This is a genomic window from Undibacterium sp. GW821-FHT11B02, assembly GCF_058808955.1.
The window spans coordinates 1-20392 of record NZ_JBXASD010000003.1 but is presented as its reverse complement, the minus strand read 5'-3'; the positions used below and the strand labels follow the sequence as shown (position 1 = coordinate 20392).

At 50.7% G+C, this 20392-nt stretch carries 16 protein-coding genes; 1 reads left to right on the top strand and 15 read right to left on the bottom strand.

Annotated features, from left to right (window positions below):
• Positions 1–60 precede the first annotated feature (60 nt).
• From AC1RVX_RS06275 to AC1RVX_RS06205, 15 genes are all read right to left on the bottom strand, one after another.
• Positions 61–675: a hypothetical protein gene (locus tag AC1RVX_RS06275; RefSeq protein WP_493215724.1), complete on the bottom strand. Its 615-nt coding sequence runs from the start codon at positions 673–675 to the stop codon at positions 61–63.
• Positions 672–1316 carry a CatA-like O-acetyltransferase gene (locus tag AC1RVX_RS06270; RefSeq protein ID WP_493215723.1) on the bottom strand — a complete coding sequence of 215 codons (645 nt, stop codon included), beginning with the start codon at positions 1314–1316 and terminating at the stop codon, positions 672–674. Before AC1RVX_RS06270 ends, AC1RVX_RS06275 begins: the two co-directional genes overlap by 4 nt.
• Positions 1317–1390: 74 nt before the next feature.
• Positions 1391–2326 (bottom strand): transaldolase, encoded by a 936-nt coding sequence (gene tal, locus AC1RVX_RS06265; protein ID WP_493215722.1) that lies wholly within the window; start codon positions 2324–2326, stop codon positions 1391–1393.
• Positions 2327–2359: 33 nt separating this feature from the next.
• Entirely contained in the window at positions 2360–3418 is a 1059-nt protein-coding gene (selD, locus tag AC1RVX_RS06260; protein ID WP_493215721.1) for a selenide, water dikinase SelD, read from the bottom strand.
• A 160-nt stretch (positions 3419–3578) separates the two neighbouring features.
• On the bottom strand, positions 3579–5036 hold the full coding sequence (locus tag AC1RVX_RS06255) for a DEAD/DEAH box helicase (RefSeq protein ID WP_493215720.1): 1458 nt from the start codon (positions 5034–5036) through the stop codon (positions 3579–3581).
• 505 nt (positions 5037–5541) lie between these two features.
• Positions 5542–6735: a cellulose synthase complex periplasmic endoglucanase BcsZ gene (bcsZ, locus tag AC1RVX_RS06250; RefSeq protein ID WP_493215719.1), complete on the bottom strand. Its 1194-nt coding sequence runs from the start codon at positions 6733–6735 to the stop codon at positions 5542–5544.
• A 68-nt stretch (positions 6736–6803) separates the two neighbouring features.
• Positions 6804–7598 (bottom strand): enoyl-ACP reductase FabI, encoded by a 795-nt coding sequence (fabI, locus tag AC1RVX_RS06245; protein ID WP_493215718.1) that lies wholly within the window; start codon positions 7596–7598, stop codon positions 6804–6806.
• Between the two features lie 330 nt (positions 7599–7928).
• Positions 7929–9251, bottom strand: coding sequence for a TldD/PmbA family protein (locus AC1RVX_RS06240; protein ID WP_493215717.1), 1323 nt, complete (start codon positions 9249–9251; stop codon positions 7929–7931).
• Positions 9251–10696, bottom strand: coding sequence for a TldD/PmbA family protein (locus tag AC1RVX_RS06235; RefSeq protein WP_493215716.1), 1446 nt, complete (start codon positions 10694–10696; stop codon positions 9251–9253). Before AC1RVX_RS06235 ends, AC1RVX_RS06240 begins: the two co-directional genes overlap by 1 nt.
• 283 nt (positions 10697–10979) lie before the next feature.
• Positions 10980–11525, bottom strand: a complete 546-nt coding sequence (locus AC1RVX_RS06230) for an NUDIX hydrolase (RefSeq protein ID WP_493215715.1) — start codon at positions 11523–11525, stop codon at positions 10980–10982.
• A 78-nt stretch (positions 11526–11603) separates the two neighbouring features.
• A complete protein-coding gene (locus AC1RVX_RS06225; protein WP_493215714.1) occupies positions 11604–13304 on the bottom strand; it encodes an ABC transporter ATP-binding protein in 1701 nt (566 codons plus the stop codon).
• A gap of 9 nt (positions 13305–13313) precedes the next feature.
• Positions 13314–14429, bottom strand: a complete 1116-nt coding sequence (locus AC1RVX_RS06220; protein ID WP_493215713.1) for an ABC transporter permease — start codon at positions 14427–14429, stop codon at positions 13314–13316.
• Between the two features lie 9 nt (positions 14430–14438).
• Positions 14439–15377: an ABC transporter permease gene (locus tag AC1RVX_RS06215; RefSeq protein ID WP_493215712.1), complete on the bottom strand. Its 939-nt coding sequence runs from the start codon at positions 15375–15377 to the stop codon at positions 14439–14441.
• Positions 15378–15416: 39 nt separating this feature from the next.
• Positions 15417–17264 (bottom strand): ABC transporter substrate-binding protein, encoded by a 1848-nt coding sequence (locus tag AC1RVX_RS06210; RefSeq protein ID WP_493215711.1) that lies wholly within the window; start codon positions 17262–17264, stop codon positions 15417–15419.
• Positions 17265–17339: 75 nt separating this feature from the next.
• Positions 17340–19124 (bottom strand): ABC transporter substrate-binding protein, encoded by a 1785-nt coding sequence (locus AC1RVX_RS06205; protein WP_493215710.1) that lies wholly within the window; start codon positions 19122–19124, stop codon positions 17340–17342.
• A 366-nt stretch (positions 19125–19490) separates the two neighbouring features.
• Here AC1RVX_RS06205 and AC1RVX_RS06200 point away from each other — a divergent pair, with 366 nt between their 5' ends.
• The gene (locus AC1RVX_RS06200) at positions 19491–19712 is read left to right on the top strand and encodes a hypothetical protein (protein WP_493215709.1); all 222 of its coding nucleotides are present in this window, start codon (positions 19491–19493) and stop codon (positions 19710–19712) included.
• The last annotated feature ends 680 nt before the right edge of the window (positions 19713–20392 follow it).

Genomic DNA, 20392 nt, shown 5'->3' with positions numbered 1-20392 from the left:
GCCTTGTCGCTAGTGACAGGTTGCCAATCTTGAAAGAGAAGCTTTAAATTGCTTCTCTGGTCAGAATTGTGTACTCAAGTTGCTGTAATGATTAAATTCAGTAGGAAGACAAATTCCATCTTTGTTGGCTTCGCCGTAAAGCAGCGTCATTTCCATTCTTGCCCCCCATCTTGTGTCTATTTTTTGCAGGCAGCCTGTATCTTCATATGCCCAAACTCTGGTGTAGACAGGCTCAAATTCTTCACTGGTGGCCATTTGAAAAACAGCCAGATCCTTAGATCCCAAATATATATTTCCCACGCGTATTGGTTTTCCATAGTCCAATATCATCGTATGCCTTAGTATGCTTGGCATTGACGCTGCTGACTGCCTTAGTTTGGAAATCTCATCTGTTGCTGGAAGCACTTGCCAATTGCTATCCGTCAAAATCGATTCATACTTGCGCACCTTAGTGTCACGATTCTTCATCGTGCTTACTGCATAGAGGAATGTGGAGCGACTTCCCGTGTGGAAATGTTCACTAATCTGACGTATTTCCTGCGCTTCCCAATTTCTGCCGGCTGCGTGCTGGGCCATGATTTTGGCCCACAATGCATCATCGTTGTCGTCAGCCAATGCAGCATTGCCAATCAATGCCAGCAGACATGCGCAAGTCAGGGCGATCAGTTTTTTCATGTTTGTTTTTCCGGATTATTGAAAAGAGTCTCTAGCCTGCTCAGAAACTGGTGCACATGGTAGGCGTCAACCAGGCCGTGGTGCACGAATATGGCAAGGGGCAGCAGCAGTTTGCCATCTTGCTCAAACATCTTGCCCACCGATATTTTGGGTACGCTGTCCTTGCGATCATATTGGCGTGCATGGGTCAGACCAGTGAAGCTGATCCATGGGATGGCAGAAAAATGGATAACATCCTCACGCGCACATTCATCATTAAAGCACAGGCCACTGCTGTTCTTGATTTTGTCCATGGCGATGTTTGCCCTGGCAACGAAAGTAGCAAAATCTTCTTTGTAATAGATGGGACAAAAACCGAAAGTATGGTCGGCGCGCTGCACGGTGGCATTCGCATGTATCACTTCATAATCAAACACTTTGCTATCTTCTATGCGATAGCGCATAGCATCGGTGAGCATGATGGCGCGCAAGATGCTGTGCAGATAGAACAGAAAGAAAGATTGGTTTTTTGCCTTGCAATGCCGGTAAGCGTGAGTGCAGTCAACATTCACATTCATGCCGTGGAAGGGTTCGTCAAGCTGGGAAAAAAACGCAAAATGTTCGCGCCGGTTCCAGTTTGCCAGGTCTAACTGCTTTTTCATGTTTTACGTTATTCAAAATAAGAGGGGGCAGAATAAATCTGCCCCCTTATCATAACCCGTCAGATGCAATCAATTCAACGCATTGCAGCAATCATCTTTTCCAGTTTGACGGTATCGGCGCAGAAAGCGCGTATGCCTTCGGACAGTTTTTCTGTCGCCATGGCATCTTCGTTTAACTCAAGGCGGAAGGTTTTTTCATCCATGCTGACTTTTTGCAGGTCGGATGTCTGGGCCATTTCCTTGCTCAGTTTTTGCGTGACATTGCTATTGCTGTCGCTGAGTTTTTGCAAGAGGTCAGGGCTGATGGTCAGCAAGTCGCAGCCTGCAAGTTCCAGGATTTGTGAAGTATTGCGGAAGCTGGCACCCATGACTTCGGTGTTGTAGCCAAACTTGCGGTAGTAGGTGTAGATTTTCTTGACGGACAAGACGCCTGGGTCATCTGCACCAAAAATTTCCTGGCCAGTCTGCTTTTTGTACCAGTCATAAATACGGCCAACGAAAGGGGAAATCAGTTGCGCTCCAGCTTCGGCACAGGCAATCGCCTGGGCAAGGCTGAACAGCAAGGTCATATTGCAACGTATGCCTTCTTTTTCCAATATCTCGGCGGCGCGTATGCCTTCCCAGGTAGAGGCGATCTTGATCAGGATGCGGTCACGCGGGATGCCAGCAGCTTCATACATGGCGATCAATTGGCGGCCTTTGGCAACGGTGCCAGCGGTATCGAAGGACAGGCGGGCATCTGTTTCAGTAGAAACGCGGCCAGGGATGACTTTCAAAATTTGCAGGCCAAAAGCGATCAGCAGGTGATCGATGGTTTCATCAATTGATTTGCCTGCGGTGTCCTTGACTGCTTTTTCCAGTAAAGGCAGGTATTCCGGTTTTTGCACTGCCTTCAGGATCAGGGATGGATTGGTGGTCGCATCGCGTGGTGCATAAGCCTGTATCGCCTGGAAATCACCGGTATCGGCAACAACGGTCGTGTATTGTTTGAGTTGTTCTAATTGGTTCATGGTATGTGCAAAGGTAGGGGCAAGGTCAAAAAATCAGGGCAATACAGTCACTAAGGGTTCACCTGCAACAATATCACCAATCACGGCAGCTTCCAAGAATCCGCCCTGACGGAAAATTGCCAGTACATCATCTACTGCTGCCGGGTCACAGGCAACCAGCAGGCCGCCGGATGTTTGTGGGTCAGTCAATAAGGCTTGCTGGGTTGCATCGGTTTGTGCATCCAGCCTGACGGATTCGCCATAGGCAGCCCAGTTGCGGGCAGACGCACCGGTTATATAGCCGTCTCTTGCCAATTGTTCGACATTGGCCAGCAAGGGCACGGCAGACATGTGCAGGCGGGCACCCAGTGCCGAGCCACGGCAGACTTCCAGCAAATGGCCCAGCAGGCCAAAGCCGGTGACGTCGGTCATGGCATGCACGCTATCAAGGGCAGACAGAGCCTGGCCGGGTTTGTTGAGTTTGGTGGTGCTGGCGATCATGGTGTCATAGCCTGCGCTGTCCAGTACCTGTTTTTTCAGGGCGGCAGACAAAATGCCTACACCCAGCGGTTTGCCGAGGATGAGTTTGTCGCCAGCCTTGGCATCGGCATTGCGTTTGACCTTGGATGGGTGGATCAGGCCCATGACCACCAGGCCATAAATCGGTTCGACTGAATCAATGGTGTGGCCGCCGGCGATAGGGATGCCAGCTTCGGCGCATATTGTTTCTCCACCCTGGATAATCTTGCCTATGACTTCCAGCGGCAACTGGTTGATGGGCATGCCGACCAGGGCTAGCGCCATGATGGGGGTGCCACCCATGGCATAGATGTCCGAAATGGCATTGGTGGCAGCGATACGACCAAAATCAAAGGGGTCGTCCACGATGGGCATGAAAAAATCGGTGGTGGCGATCAGCGCCTGCTCGTCATTGAGTTTATAGACGGCCGCATCATCCGCGGTTTCTATGCCAACCATCAGCGCTGGCGGCACAGGAAAGCCAGAAGATTTTTTTAATATTTCAGCAAGTACACCCGGTGCAATCTTGCAACCACAGCCACCACCATGCGAGAAGGAAGTAAGGCGAACTGGGGTGTCGGTAGGTGTGTTCATGGGGCTTTTATACTTTTTTATGCTTGTCGGAAGCTAATCATTATACGCCGGACCGATAAGTATAAAAAAAGCGACCACCGAAGTGATCGCTTTTTAATGATATTGCGTATGCAGCAATGTCTATGTTGCTCGCGCTATCGCAGGATAACGCTGACAGGCATCAATAGTCGCCAAAAGTGCGGCGTGTACTGCTGTCGTTGGAGCGATTGCCTTTGTAGCCACCGCTGCCTTCTTTGCGTGGGCCTGCGCCGGTACCGCTGGAAGAAGGTGCTGCCGGTTTGCTGAAGCTGCGCTGACCGGGCTTGCTGTTACCGTAACCGCCGCCACCGCCGGTTTTACGGGCGTCGCCTGGTTTCCAGCCATTAGGCTTGCGGGCAGCAGAGCGTGCTGGGGCTGCCGATTTCTTAGGCTCGAAACCTTCGATGACATTGACCGGTATCAATTGCTTGGTGAAGCGTTCGATACGTTTGACGTGCATGCCTTCAGCATGGTTCACCAGGGAAATCGCCAGACCTTTACGGCCAGCGCGACCAGTACGACCAATGCGGTGGACATAATCTTCCGGGAACTTAGGCAGATCGTAGTTGAATACGTGGGTAATCGCAGGAACGTCAATACCACGGGCAGCAACATCAGTAGCTACCAGTACACGTACCTGGCCACGACGCAGTGCGTCCAGTGTGCGGTTACGTGCGCCCTGGTGCATGTCACCATGCAGTGCAGCAGCAGCAAAACCGGCGATGTTCAGACGGTCAGCAATGGTGTCTGCATCACGCTTGGTAGCTGTGAACACAACAGCCTGGTCGACAGTTGTGTCGCGCAGCAGGTGATCAAGCATACGGTTTTTGTGGGACAGATCATCCACAAAGTGAACGCGCTGTTCGATGTTTTCATGCTTGCTGGCAGAACCGGCGATCTGGATTACCAAAGGTTCGGTCGTGATGCGTTTTGCCATATTGCCGACAACGCCATCCAGTGTTGCAGAGAACAGCATGGTTTGACGTGTAGGTGGTGTAGCAGCAACGATTTTTTCGATGTCGTCGATGAAACCCATGTCCAGCATGCGGTCAGCTTCATCCAGAACCAGCATTTGCAGTTCAGAGAAGTCAATCTTGCCGGATTCCATATGGTCGATCAAACGGCCAGGTGTTGCCACCAGGATTTCTGGATTGCGGGACAGCAATTGCATCTGTTTAGGATAAGGCATGCCACCCAGGATGGAGACTGCCTTGATACGGCGCGAATAAGCGCTGTATTTGTCGGTTGCTGTAGTTACTTGCAAAGCCAGTTCGCGGGTTGGTGTCAACACCAGCATTTTTGGTTTTGCGGCAACAAAACGTGGACGATCGCCACGTGAACGTGCAGCCTGACGTTCCTGATTAGGTGTTTTGCTGTTGCCTGCGTCATAGCTGACAACTTCAGCAGTGACCAGTTTATGCAGGGCAGGCAGCATGAAAGCGGCAGTTTTGCCGGAGCCGGTCTGGGATGAGACCATCAGGTCACGACCTTCAATCGCGGCAGGGATTGCCTGTTCTTGTACCGAAGTTGGCTTGGTATAGCCAGAATCAGTCAGAGCGCGGATGATGTTGACGTGGAGACCTAGTGCTTCAAAACTCATGAATTTCTTTCGTAATTAGGGCGTCTGCAAAATGCGGCAGCTATGCCTGGCAAACCAGCGATAAGGCCGGTTTCGCAGCATGTATGCCGGAACGCTTGCTTCTGTCCCGATATAAATTAGCGCGTTGCTAAACGAACGCGCGCAACAATGCAGCGCCAACCAAACGAAATGAACACAGAAAATCCAACAAGGGACGACAATGAAATTTCGGCACAAAAGCTTTGCGCCGGTATGATGTCTATGGATTACAACCAGACATGCGAGGCGGGAGGGCTTTTACATGCACTATCCCCAACAACATGGATGTGCACAGGCTTGCGATGCTACTTGGTTTTGCACTGGTATCGCTGCCAAGCAGAAATATTGCAATGCAAAAAACGAGACTATACACGATTTACAGGGAAAATGCAGCCCATTTCAGGAAATATCTGCAAAAGGTACTAAAAATTACTACCGAGGATAGGGCTTATGTAAAAGAGAGGGGGGCAACGCAGTTGGGAGTAATTTAAAACAGACGCCAGCAAAAGTGCTGCCAGTAGAAATCCGCATTCCCCTGGGCATCAAAACGGAAGCGTTTGTCTTGCCAGCCAAGGGCGAATAGGGACAGCACCTGGTCGTAGTAGGCTTCGGGCTTGATTGGCTGTGCCTGCAGGCGCAGTTGCTGCTGTACCAGCGTCTTTTGCATGCCCAATGCCTGCACGAATGGCAGGATGGCAGCAGAAAATCCGCTGGAGCCGGGGCCATTGATTTCACCCGTGAGTATGTTGACATATTCAGGCGGATAGCCTTTGCTGTCCACCAGGTTGGCCATGGGGCGCAGATGCTTTAGCAGGTTGGCTCGCTCACTGTCTTTATCTGCCATCATGCCGACCCACATATAGGTACGGATGGCGTTATAGCCACCCTGGCCTTTTTCTACGCCCTGGGTATCTGGCTGGAAGCCTTTCTGGGCATCATAGATAATCCAGTCGGCTGCGTAACCCTTGGGGGCACTGCCAGTGATCAGACGGGTGGCGGGGCTTACCATGCGCTTCCAGCGTTCATCACTTTCCTTGTGTTCAAACCAGCGTAATAGCGGCAGTGGCATATAGCTGGCATTCAGTTTCCATTGGTTGCCGGGCAGATTGAAGCCGCTTGGGGCTGGCAACAGAGTCAGGCCCAGGCCGGGCAGGTCTGCCGTTTCTTCATTCAGAATTCTTTGTGCCAGCAAGCTCGACAGGGCGCTAAAGCGCGGTTCTTTCCATTGCTCACCCGCCAGGCCAAGGGAATAGGCTATCCACAAGTCGGCGTCTGATGCAGGGTTTTTATCGATGATGCCCCAGCTATTGTCTTCGCGTTGACCCCATTGCCAGGCTGGCAGGCGGGCCGTCAGGTCACCGGAGGCGAGGTTGTTTTCTGTCCATGTCAAAATACGCTGGAAGGCTGACCTGTCATTTGCCGTCAGGGCAAAGAACAGGGCATAAGCCTGGCCTTCGGATGTGGTCGGTTTGCGTGCGCCACTGTGATCTATCACCCGGCCATCATCGGCGATAAAGGCTTTCTTGAAGTTGTCCCAGGCGGGCCAGGGATCATTGCAAGAAGCAGCATGGGCCTGGCCGCACAGCAGCAGGCAAAAACCAAGGCTGGTCAGCAGCAGCCGGGACAGGCTGGTACATGTCTTATGCAAGGTCTTGAGTCTTATGATGGAGGAAGAATTCATGTCATAAGCATACTGCAATACAGGATGCCACGGGTCGCATCCTGTATTGTCAGGGGGGAGGGTACTACTTACTTGTCGTAAGAATCTGCATTCAAACCCATGACGTGCGAGAAGCCGCCGTCAACATAAGTGATTTCGCCAGTAATGCCATTAGCCAGCGGAGACAGCAGGAAGGCTGCGGTATTGCCAACATCTTCGATAGTCACATTACGACGCAACGGTGCGTGATCTGCCACAAAGCCCAGCAGCTTGCCAAAGTCTTTGATGCCGCTGGCAGCCAGTGTTTTGATAGGGCCAGCAGAGATACCGTTGACGCGTATACCTTTTTTACCCAGGTGTTCAGCCAGATAACGCACGGACGCTTCCAGTGATGCCTTGGCCAGACCCATGGTGTTGTAATGCGGGATGGCACGGATGGCACCCAGATAAGACAAGGTCAGCAGGGCGGAATCTTCACGCAGCAGCGGCAGGGCAGCTTTTGCCATTGCCGGAAAGCTGTAAGCAGAAATGTCATGCGCGACGCGGAAGGCTTCGCGCGAGAACCCGTCAAGGAACTCACCGGCAATGGCTTCGCGCGGCGCAAAGCCAATCGCATGGACCAGGCCATCGAGTTGGTCCCAGGATTTACCCAAATCAGTAAATACGGCTTCGATTTGTTCGTCGCTGGCGACGTCGCAGTCAAAGATCAGCTTGCTGTCAAATTCAGCTGCAAAATCAGTGATCCTGTCTTTGAAACGCTCTCCTACATAGGTAAATGCCAGTTCAGCGCCTTCGCGTTTGCATGCCTGAGCAATGCCGTAAGCGATAGAACGGTTGGACAACAAACCGGTGATCAGAATTTTTTTGCCTTGCAGAAATGCCATGTTGACTCCAGATATGACCGCAATATGCTTAAGACTCTCCCATAATTATGCGGTGGAAAGCCTTGTTCTATTGCGCTGTGGGTTTTTGTTACTTGTTGTTTCTACACCAGGGATTTTATCCTCTGTGTGGAATGCGTAAATTGCAGCCTTTTCCGCAACAGGTCGGAATTGTAGTTGCTCTCATCGAAACGGGCAAATGCTAAGTTTGCCTCAAAGTGGCCTCCCATAGGAAGGGCTGCCTGTATATATGATAGCGTGTAGGCTGAAAAACGCTGGATTTTGATTAAATCATGCCAAAAATTGCTATTTTTAATAGAAAATATAGGCAGATTACAGCACAAAACGCATTTCCTTCACCAGGGCCCCTGGTAATACTGCGCCGCCAGTATGCCTTTCGCCATATGAGCGATCATCCATGATGACTTCGGTTTCCTGTGTCAGTGCCAGCAGGTTTTCACCGAGTATCTTGAACAGCGAATCATCAAAACGCATGACATTCAGTGGTGCCTTGATTTCCCCGTTTTCTACCCAGAAGGTGGCGAAGCGCGTCATGCCGGTGATGCGGCAGGTGGCGCGGTCAGAGAAGTTCAGGTACCACAGATTGGCAACGTAAATACCGGTGCCAAGTTCTTTTAGTACGTCAGCTCTGGCCAGTTGGCCGGCACCCATCACCAGCGATTGGGCCGACTCATCATCATTTGCACCATTTGCGTTCAAGCCAAATTCTTTGGCGCTACGCGGCGAGATCATGCTGCCGGTCAGCTTGCCGGCTTGTACCAGCGGTATCACTTCAGGTTTGATGAAGCCCTGGGCCTGAAAGCCCGGTTCCAGACCTATGCGACCGTCTTCACTGATATCCACCATGGCGTGCAGGCTGGCTTCACCTGACTGCAGTCTGCGCAGAGAGCTATGTCTGGTGCGTAAGGCTTTTTCTGAAAGACCACCCCAGTTCAGCATCATGATCAGTTCATTAAGAGCGGTCGGGCTCAGATAGACGCGGTAATTGCCCGCCGGGACGGTGACTGGTGGTAGTGCCAACAGGGCCAGTTTTTTGCGGGCATCATCAAATGTGGCAAGAAAAGCTGTCTTATCCCAGCTAAAACCGGCGTAATTCGCTTTGACGGCTTTGTCTGCCGCGTGGAACAGGCTCCAGTCGAAATTGACGTTATTGCTTTCATACCAGTTACGCTGACCGAAAGAATTGGCAAAGCCGCGATATAAGGTACCTGTGGTCAGCAAGCCCACCATGTCGACATCACTTGCTGTGTCCAATATCTGTTTCACCATCTCTTCTACCGGTGGCAGGGTCGATGGCAAAATCCGGGTATTACTGTGAACGGTATCAGAGATCAGCAAGTGCGGGTCGGCTGGAAGATCGGACAATTGCACACGTAAATCCTGCATGGTCTGACTGATGGTCTGACGGTCAGCACGCAACTCGCCACTCAGGCTGAAACTGCTTGCAGCATGGGTTTGCCCTTGTATCAACTGTATACGTAAAGTCTGCTGCAAGACATGACCTGGCTGGCGGATAGCGCTGTGATTGAAGCGTACAAAATCACTGGATTCTGCCGAAAACCAGATGGTGCTGATTTCCGTGCCTTGCAATTGCTGCTGCACCAGATCGGCCAGGGAAATAAAATAGGCATACATCAGGCTTCTCCCCCAAACACTTCTACCTGACTGAACAGGCAGGCGGGTGATGCATGGCCCACACGTATGACCTGCGATGGTTCGCCCTTGCCGCAAAACGGCGTACCCATGACGGCCAGGGTAGCGTCATTGCCCACCATTTTCAATGAACGCCAGAAGCTTTCTGATATACCGCGATAATTAGAGTTCTTCACCAGTTCCTGCAATTTTCCATCGCGTATCACTTGTCCGAATTCGCAACCGAACTGGAACTTGTTGCGCGAATCATCGATAGACCAGGATACATTGGTATTCATCAGCACGCCATATTCAATACTGGCAATCATCTCTTCCAGGCTGCTGTTGCCAGCTTCGATATTCAGATTGGCCATGCGGTCTATTGGCGGCCGGTTCCAGTCGCAGGCGCGGGAATTGGCGACGCCAGGCATGCCAGCACGGGCTTGTGACAGTGCGCTGCCCAGTGGTTTTTCGAGTATGCCATTTTTGATGATCCAGGTTTTGTCGGCAACACTGCCATCATCGTCCCAGCCAAAACTGGCAAACTGTTCGCTGCGGGTTGGGTCATAGGTGACATTGAGCAAATCCGAACCATAGCGGAAATGTCCGAACATGTCAGGCGTGACAAAACTGGTACCGGCAAAATTGCGTTCATCACCCAGTATGCGGTCCAGTTCCAGCGGATGGCCTATGGATTCATGGATCTGCAACATCATCTGTTCTGGCATCAGCAGCAAGTCCATGCGGCCACTGGGGCAATTTGGTGCATGCAGCAAGGCCAGCGCTTCGGCGGCGACACGTTTGCCAGCTCCATAAAAACCAGCTTGCTGCAAGACTTCCACGCCACCCTGACGGCAAAAACCATTGTACTGACCACCCAGACTGCGGGTCTGGGTTTCCACCCCTTCGTTCGCGGTGACGCTGAGATTGGGGATCAGATAATGGAAATGCTGGCGGATATCCGCACCGGCACTGCTGACAAATAATTGCTCTGTCGTGACCGTATTGATAGAAGCACTCCAGTCCACGATGAATTCGCTGATCTGGCAATCTGCGGATTCCTGCATCAGCAGGGCGATCAAATCCTTGCGACTCCAGTGGCTGCCAGCCGGGCTTTCATAGCTGCCGACCACGGACGATTGTTTGATCTGGCTGAAATCTGTCACGGCCTTCTTTGCACTGACGGCAGCCCATTCAGCGGCGCGCTGCAGCGCAGCTCGTAAGCCATGACGCGACAGATCACTGGTGGCTGCATAGCCATAGCCACCCTGGTGGATGACAGTCAGCATCGCGCCATAACTGCGGCGGCTATGCAGGGGTTGCAAAATATTTTGCCTGACAAGTAGTTCTTCGCTGCGTTCATTAACGACACGCATGGAACAAAAATCTACTGCAGGCATCAATTCCAGAAACAAACTTTTCAAAGCATCCAATAGGGACTCCATCATTTATGCGGGCGAGAGGCAGGTGCGGCCATGCATCGCCTTGATATTGTCATCTTGCCAGTGTTTGTAATTTTGGTCAAAAAGATAAATGTTATGAAATGTGACCAAGATTAGAAAGAGTGCTTTTTTATTTGGTAAACGATATGTTTGATAATAGGAAAGGAGTGTGTTTTTTCCGCATATTGGTATTGCGTCGTATGAACCGGTGCGCCATGCGCACCGGTTCGAAAACTTACTGCCGTTGAGATTGTGGTTGTATTGCGTGCTCTGGCCGGCGCGTCAGCATCTATACTTTAAATACTTTCTTCGCCATGCGCCTGACCGATTCATTGTTGTCTTCGCTCACCAGCGTTGACAGCGCTACCCATGTCAGATCATGCGATTCGTCGCTGACGCAAAAATCATGCAGCTGTGCCTGGAACAGGAAACGCAAGTCGTAATGGTAATGGGCCGGTTCATTTTGTCTGGCAGGGATGGGATGTGCATCCACGTCAAATAGCGCCGTATGCAGCAATTGCAAATCCTTGATGCCGCTTTCTTCCCGCGCTTCGCGTGTGGCGGCGGCTTGTATGCTGGTATCGCCATCATCCACATGTCCACCCAATTGCAACCAGCGGTTCAATTTTTTGTGATGCGTGAGCAAGGCTGCTCGTCCGTCAGGTGACAAGATCCATGCTGATGCTGTCACATGGCCTGCCAGCGTTTGGCGACTGCAACAATTCTTGGTGTGAGTGACAAACTCTAACGTCTTTTGCAGATGCATGGCTTCGGCGGCATCCGCTGGCTGATGGGCTTTGAGTAAGGCGATGAGCTGGTCTTGCATGGGGAGCATGGATGTGGTTTTGTAGAACAGGCACTGCCCTGATCAAACAGGGCAGTGCGTTGATAGCATTTTCAGCAGTATCCAAACTTAATGCTGCAAGCCTTTCGGTATGGCATTCAGTAAAGTCCTGGTGTAAGCCTGCGTCGGGTTCAGATACAGGTCATCCGAATTCGCCAGTTCAACCACTTTGCCTTTGTTCATCACCATCACCTGATCGGCAATGTATTTGACGACCGCCAGGTCATGCGAGATGAAGATGTAGGACAGACCAAATTCTTCCTGCAAATCCTGCAGCAGGTTCAATACCTGTGCCTGCACCGATACATCGAGTGCCGATACTGATTCATCGCAGACCAGCACTTCCGGCTTCATGGTCAGACAGCGTGCAATCGCAATACGCTGGCGCTGGCCACCCGAAAATTCATGTGGGTAGCGGTGGAAGGCGATAGTGGGCAGGCCAACCTTTTCCAGCAACTGATAAGCCATGGCGGAGCGTTCGCTGTCGTTGGCGCCAATGTTATGGATGTGCATGGGTTCCATCAGAATCTGCCCCACGGTAAAGCGTGGGTTCAGCGAGGCATACGGGTTTTGGAAAATAATCTGTATGCGGCGCTTGTATTGATGGAATTCCTTGTTCGACATGGCAAGGATATCCTTGCCTTCAAACAGGGCCTGGCCAGAGGTAGCCTGATGCAGGCGCATCAGCGTCAGGCCGACTGTGGTCTTGCCAGAGCCGGATTCGCCCACTACTCCCAGCGTCTTGCCGCGTGCCAGTTTGAAAGAGACGCCTTCGACCGCCTTAAATTCTTTCTTGCCAAAAAAACCTTCGCGCGAGTAAAAGCTTTTGCCAAGGTTGTTCACTTCCAGCACGATATCTTCATCGCCCTTCAAGCCGCGCGGGCGCTGTCTTTGATCGACCAGGGCGCCGTTGTTGTTCATGAAATCGGCTATCACTGGCAAGCGCCATGGGCGGGTATCGAGCGTAGGGCGGCAGTGCAGCAGTGCCTGGGTGTAGGTATCTTTCGGGCTTTCAAAGATTTGTTCTACGGTACCTGATTCGCGGATTTCACCATTGCGCATGACGATGACATGATCTGCAATTTCACCGACCAGTGCCAGATCATGGGTGATGAACAGTACTGACATCTTGTGCTTGATACGCAGGGCATCGATCAGATCAATGATCTGTTTTTGTATGGTGACATCCAGCGCTGTTGTCGGTTCATCGGCAATCAGCAATTTCGGTTCACAGGCGATCGCCATGGCGATCATCACCCTTTGTTGCTGTCCACCGGACATCTGGCTGGGGTAGGCGTCGATCTTGTTTTTAGGATCGGGAATGCCAACTTCTTCCAGCAATTCTATGGCGCGCTTCCTGGCCTGTTTGGCATCCATACCCATATGCAGGCGCAAGACTTCAGCAATCTGGAAGCCGACAGTAAATACCGGGTTCAGCGAGGTCATCGGTTCCTGGAAAATCATGGAGATTTCTTTACCGCACAGATCACGTCTTTCGGCCATGCTGAGCTCCAGCAGGCTGCGTCCTTCAAAAATGATCTTGCTGTCAGCGGCGATGCTGGAGGTGTCTGGTGGCAGCAAGCCCATCACGGCCAGTGAGCTGACTGACTTGCCACTGCCGGATTCACCCACCAGGGCAACGGTGGAATTGCGGGGGATGTCAAAGGAAATGCCCTTGACCGTTTCCACGCTATCTTTTTTATTGACGCGGAAAGACACGCGCAGGTTTTCTACTTTCAGCAAAGCTTGATTCTGGTTTTCTTGGCTCATGATCTGTCCTTATTTCAGCTTGGGGTCGAGCGCATCGCGCAAGGCATCTGTGAACAATGAAAAGGCTGTCACCAGCACGGCCATTGCAGCGGTGGCGGCGACCAGTTGCCACCATTTACCCAAAATCAATTCATTCTGTGCTTCATTCAACATACTGCCCCAGGACACCACCCCGACTGGCACACCAAAGCCCAGGAAACTCAGGATGACTTCGGATTTGATAAAGCCGACGACAAGAATGGATACCTGTACCAGCGCCACATGGCTGACATTCGGGAATATATGCACAAACATCTTGCGCCAGTGTGAAGCACCGATGGCATCTGCCGCCCACACATACTCACGCGCCTTATGCTTCATGTATTCGGCACGGATCAGGCGGAAAGGGCCGGTCCAGCCGGTGAAGGCGAGAATCAGGATGATGGTGGTCACGCCTTTTTGTTGCAATACGGCGGCAACCGAAAGTATCAATAGCAGGTAAGGGATGGAGGTAAAGATGCTGTAGAACCAGTTGAAAAAATCATCAACACGGTCACCGAAATAACCGGCCAGTGCGCCGAATAACGTACCCAGCAATGTTGCCAGGAAAGCGGCAACCAGGCCAACGACGATGGAAGTCTCTGCACCCTTGACGGTTTTCTTGATGATGTCATGACCCCATTTGTCGGCACCAAAAGGCAGGGTGCTCAGACGTATACCAACCTGGGCTTTGCCAGACTTGGCCAGTTCGGTGCGGATCTCTGCCATTTCTTTTGCCAGAGGGTCAGGAATGCCGTATTCGTTGACGACGACTGCCTGATCAGCATCTGGTTGCTTGCGTAGTTCTCGAATCACGTCAGCCAGCGGGTCCAGTGGATTGTCTGGTGGTGGCGCTTCGACTTCAGTTTTGGCAGTTGTATCTGTATCTGCCCCGACGAAGGTCGGCGGCGCATAGCTGACACCGCTTTCCTGTTCCCAGTCAGAGGCGATGACGCCGGTGGCAGACAGAACCAGGGCAATTAAAAATGCGATCACTATTCCCATCGCAATCATGGCGACCTTGTCGGCGCGCAGGCGGCGCCAGGCCAGTGCCCACAGTCCGGGTGATACTGTTTGTACAGATGGATTTGTTGTAGTCGTGCTCATGAATGATCCTTATTTCAACTGTACGCGTGGATCAACCGCCTGGTACAACAGATCGGTCAACAAATTAAAGAACATGGTGGCAGCGGCGACATACACGGTGATGGCTTTAATCACAGGGAAGTCACTGCGTTCCACTGCCAGGATTACTTCGCGGCCTATGCCGGGAATGGAAAAGAAACGTTCGATCAGGAAAGCACCGATTAATAGCGCTGGCAGGTTCGACATGACGTGGGTAATGATGGGTATCGATGCATTGCGCAAAACATGGACCCATTTCACCCGGCTTTCGGCAACGCCTTTGGCGCGTGCGGTACGTACATAATCCTGATTGACTTCATCCAGCACAAAGGTGCGGAACAGACGCAGATTCGGGGCCACGCCAACAGCCAGGGCAATCAGGATAGGCAACGCAGAAAATTTGAACAGGTTTTCAGCAAAGTGATTACCCCAGCCCTGCACTGGAAACATACCCAGTTTGTAGGCAAAGAAATATTGGCCAACGATGATGTATACCAAGATACTGACTGACATGCCGATGGTGCACGCGACCATCACGGCACGGTCGGTAAATGAACCGCGCTTAAAGGCAATTGCCAGTGCCAGCGCAATGGCGATCAGGGTTTCGATAATGGTCAGGGGGATCAAAACCGTCAGCGAAGGCCCCAGCCGTGTGCCTATGATGGACGATACGGCTTCACCGGTACTCCAGCTATTGCCAAAGTTGAAGGTGACGATCTGTTTAATGAAGATCCATAACTGTACATAATACGGCTGGTCTATGCCCAGTTGGGTACGGATATTGGCAATTTGTTCGGCATTCGACATCTTGCCCGCCAGGATATAAGCGGGGTCGCCACCCACCCAGTTAAACAGGAAAAACACCAGCAGGATGACACCGAGCATCGTTGGTGCCATCTGCCATAAGCGGCGCAGAATATAAGCGGTCATGTTTGTCTTTCGGTTTTCAAATTTCTGTCAGACTGCGGATTATTTATTTTTGTCGATGTCGATCTGCATCCACTCTATATGCATGATGGGATGTTTTTTATAACCTATCACGCGTGGCTGTGCCAGCATGATGCGATGGCGTGCATAGCCTATGCGTTGAGCGGCATACAATTCCATGATGCGTGTCATCTTGTGGTACAGCAAATCTCGTTCTGGCCCTGGTGCCATTTTTTGTGATTGTTCATACAACTTGTCATATTCAGGAATGGTGACGCAGCCGTTATTGTTCATGTGGATGTTCTTGCCGTAAAACAGCTGCATGAAATTGTCACCATCTGGATAGTCGGCTATCCAGGGAGAAATACGTTGCGTCAGCTGGCATTGTTTTTCTGCTTTCAGGATTTCGGCAAAGGGGCGGAATTCTGCGCGCATCTTAATGCCAATGCCGTCATAGGATTTTTTCCAGACTTCGGCCTGCAAATGGCCGCGCGATTCAGTCTGGGCAGTGTGGACAATTTCCAGCGGACTGCCATCTGGCAGAGTACGGTAACCATCCTTGCCTTTTTTGTAGCCAAACTTGTCCAGCAAGGCATTGGCGGCGGCGGGGTTGTATTGCACGCTGCTCTTGTAATTCGGGTCATGGCCGACTACGCCAGGTGGAATAGGGTATTGCAGTGGAATTGCCTGGCCATTGTCAACAATGCGGATTTCCTCTTCCACGTTGTGTGACATGGCCATGGCGCGGCGCAGGGCGATTTTTTCCTTGCTTAAGCCTCCAAATACTGGGTCTTGCATGTTCCAGTAATAGATCGTCAATTCAGGGTCGACGATGCGCGACATTTGCACGCCACGCTTGATGAATTCGGGTTTCAGTTTTGGCCCGTCCATGACCTGAGGTGCCAGGCCGCCATATAGCTGGAATAAATCGATTTCATCTTTTTGGAACGCCAGCAAACGCGACTGATCTTCCAGAATTACGTTCACAATGACGCGCCCAATTTGTGGCATGCGCTTGCCCTTCATGGCAGCAGCGATTTTCTGGTCGTCCGGGTCGGAACTGGGTTGGAAATCCCATATATTGGTGTGGTAATCTGGATTCGCATCCAACACCATTTTCGAACCGCGCACCCATTCCGTCAGTTTGAAAGCACCAGTGCCTACCGGGTTTGCCATGGCCGCGCCTTGTACGTCCTGGTATTTTTCTATGACCTCGCGGGCCACTGCGGACATGGCAGTGTAAGCCAATATCATGGGCAGGTTGAAATCCGGGTGCGTCAGATGGATGCGCAGAGTGTATTTGTCAATGACTTCCAGACCAGGTATCTTGGCTGCGTAATCAAATTTGCCGTTCTTCTTGGCATCGGCCACGACTTTGTCCATGCCGATTATCTTGTCTTCCAGCAGCCAGACATGGGTGGAAGCGAGTTTCGGGTCCATGATGCGCTTGAAGGAGTACACATAATCTTCCACCGTCAGTTCACGTTTCTTTCCGTTGAACGCAGCGTCTGGCGTGAAGTAGATACCCTTCTTTAGCTTGATGGTGTAGGTTTTGCCGTCGGCAGAAATCTCAGGCATGCTCTCGGCTGTTTCAGGGATGATTTTTGCCGGGCTGGCCAGATAATCATAGGTGAACAGGCGTTCAAAAATTGCTTCATTGATGGCGTTTGAATACAGGTCACGTGTAGCAGCTGGATCAAAGCCGGTTTCGGCAACCGGGAAGATGGTGCGTAATACTTTATCCGGATCAGCAAAGTCGGGCTTGGCGGCGATTGCCTGCAGGGGCAGGGCGGATGACATCAGGCCTGCCAGGGCCAGGCATAGCGCCATGCCCGTTCTGGTCAGCATACGCGCAGATTTACCGCGCTGAAACGGATGAGGTAACTTCATTGACAGATTCTCCTGCTTGGTAAAACGATGTAATGGCTATTGGGTGATGAACAACTTGAAAGGTTTGCTGGGTTCTTAGTGCTTTTCGACATCTATGAAGGCCCAGTCAGAATGTAATATAGGGTGCTTTTTGTAGCCTATGATCCAAGGGCGATAAAGCCAGCTACGGATGCGGGAAGTATGCACGATCCATGGCGTATCAGCTTCCACCTGGCGATTCATTTGTGCATACACTTTATTGCGTTCGTCGCCCAGTGGCATGGATACCGCTTTGCGGAACAATGCATCATAGGCGGGTGATTCATAACAGGCGTGATTGCCAGCGCCAGCTTTAGGGCCGTACAGTAATTGCAGGAAATTTTCACCGTCAGGGAAGTCGGCATTCCAGGCACCGCCCCACATGTTTAATTTGCAGGCGGATGCTGCTTTCAGATTGTCGGCGAAATTACTGACCGGGAATTCTATGCGTAAGCCTATTCTGTCCAGGCCACGTTTGTAGATTTCTGACTGTACCTTGTAGATGGCAGCTGGCTCCACGGTTTTTTTGAGCGTGAGAGGGCTGCCATCAGGATTGTTTCTATACCCATCCGGGCCGCGTTTATAACCAAAATGGTCGAGCAATTTATTTGCCAGGCTGATGTCATACGCCAGACTGCTGCGGTAAGCCGGGTCATAGCCCACGACGTCTTTAGGGATGATCATCTCTGAGCGTACAGCCTGGCCCAGGCGCATCTGGGTAATTTCATCTTCATAGCTGTAGGCCATGCCTACAGCGCGGCGCAGGGCAATTTTTTCCTTGGTATAGCCGCCAACGACTGGGTCACGCATATTGAAAATCGTGAAAACGATACCGGCGTCCGTCACCCTGTCCATCTTGATGCCCTGGGCCTTCAATTCCGGCTTAAGCTCTATGCCATCCAGGGCGGCAGTAGCTGCACTCTGCGGCAGCTTGTCGATATCCAGTTGCTTGTCCTGAAATGCCAGCCAGCGTGATTGTTCTTCTTCTATGATGCTGATATCAACCTTGCCAACCTGGGGCATTTTTTTGCCCTTCATCTGTTTGACGATTTCTTCATCGCGGGCACTGCCGGTTGATTTGAAATCCCAGGTGTATCCACGATATTCCGGATTGGCGGTCAGCAGAATTTTGCTGCGCGGCATATATTTTTCTACCATGTACGGTCCGGTACCTACCGGATGCAGGCCGGTCTGATCGCCGTAGGCTTCGATCACTTCGCGGGCGACAGCGCCAAAACCGCCATAGGCAACCACGTACAGGAAATTGTAATCGGTTGCCTTCAGCTCAACCCGCAGCGTGTATTTATCGACTGCCTTCAGGCCAGCGACAGGGGCGTCGTAATCAAATTTGCCAGTCTTTTTGGCTTTTGCAGCGATATCATCCAGACCGACTATCTTGCCTTCGATGAAACTGGCATTGGGTGAACGGTTGACGGGATCGAGCAAGCGTTTGAAGGTGTACACGTAATCTTGCGCGGTCAGTTCGTGCTTCTTGTCCTTGAAGGCGGGGTCGGGGGAGAAGAAAATGCCAGGCTTGATCTTGAACACGAATACCTTGCCCTGATCGGTGATTTCGGGCATGGATTCGGCTGTCAGTGGTATCAGGCGGGCAGGGCGGGACAGGTAGTCATAACTGAGCAGCGGCTCGAAGATCGCTTCACTAACCCAGCCAGAATAAAAATTTTGTGTTTTCGCCATGTCGAAACCATCATCTGCGGCTTCAAAGGCTTGCCTGACTGTTTTGTTAGGGTCGGCCGGATTTGCTGCAGGAGCAGACGGCGTTGCAATTGCAGCAACTAGTAGTATAAAGGTGTAAAACAAATTCTTTACTGGGGCTGACATTTCACGTACCTCTTATTCGAAGAGCTTTTTCATTTACAGGGAGGTCGCGATCATTTTCCGTATCCAGGACTTTGCAATGATCATGAATCATGTCAGTTTGATTTTGCCATTGCGCTTTATGGTGTCTGAGTGTATTCGACATCACAGGTTCAAGGCAGGGTCGCACACAACTGTTTCTGCTTATCCTTGGTAAAGGTCTAAAAAGCCGTAACCATAGCGTAAGTTGTCACACTCAGGCACATCTCGCGAAAATTTTTCTTTCAAGTCCGGCACTAAAAATGGGCAATATTTTTTCAATTGAAGCTTGTAATGATCAGAAGGCAATAAAAATGCACCATTTTGAGGTGAATTTTGTTGCCATGCGTAATGAAAATGAAAATTGGCGACACAACTTTTGCCAGTTTTGATCGCAAAAAACATGCCAAAAAAAATTTAATTTTGGTGCGTAACGTCGCAAGCAAATTTATCGATGGAAAGAACAGTCTGGAAAGGCTATCTGCACCAAATTTATGCTGCATAGCACAAGAAATTAGGTTTCCTATATGGAGATTTTTTTGGCAAAATGCGCCATGTTGTTTTTTAGTCTGAAGAATTGGTAAAGCGCTTGACAGTTTCTTTGTATAAGTGGTTTTATGCGCCTTCGGAAAATTTTCTGACGGCTAAATTTTCATTTTTATGAGCGTTGAGAAATTTTTTTCACTTCGTAAAATGAAGTTGATGAATGAAAGCGCGGGCAAAATTACCGCGTGTCTCTAACGGAAATTGGCTGGGATAATATAAAGAAAATAATCTCTCTTATTTGCACGTAGTTGTTATTTAATTAGTTTATGCTGCACTGTTATAAGCGTATGTTTCATCGTAATAAGCTTATGCTGGGTCGTTAAATAGTGTTGAATGTGCGTGCGGAATAAGTAAATGGGGATAAATGGCTTGATAAATTTATCATTAGTCCAATAAGTGGCCGGACCAGTTGGACTTTAAACGATGTCAAAGAATGGCTGCTGGCAAAATTAAATAAGTCAGTTTTAGGTTAAAGCGCGATTTATATTTTGATGAGCCTGTCGCTTATGAATTTATAAGCGGTTTTAAGTCAGTATGGCGTTTTATCGATACGCAGCATTTATAATCACTTTTTTGTTTGAGTTGTTTTGACTCACGTCAAACAGTAGACCTTGTGGTAGTGGAGGAGCAGGAATGGATTTTTCAAATCGCCAGCAAGAGCCGGGAAAGAAATTTGTCGGATTAGGGCTGGTCATATTATTTCACGT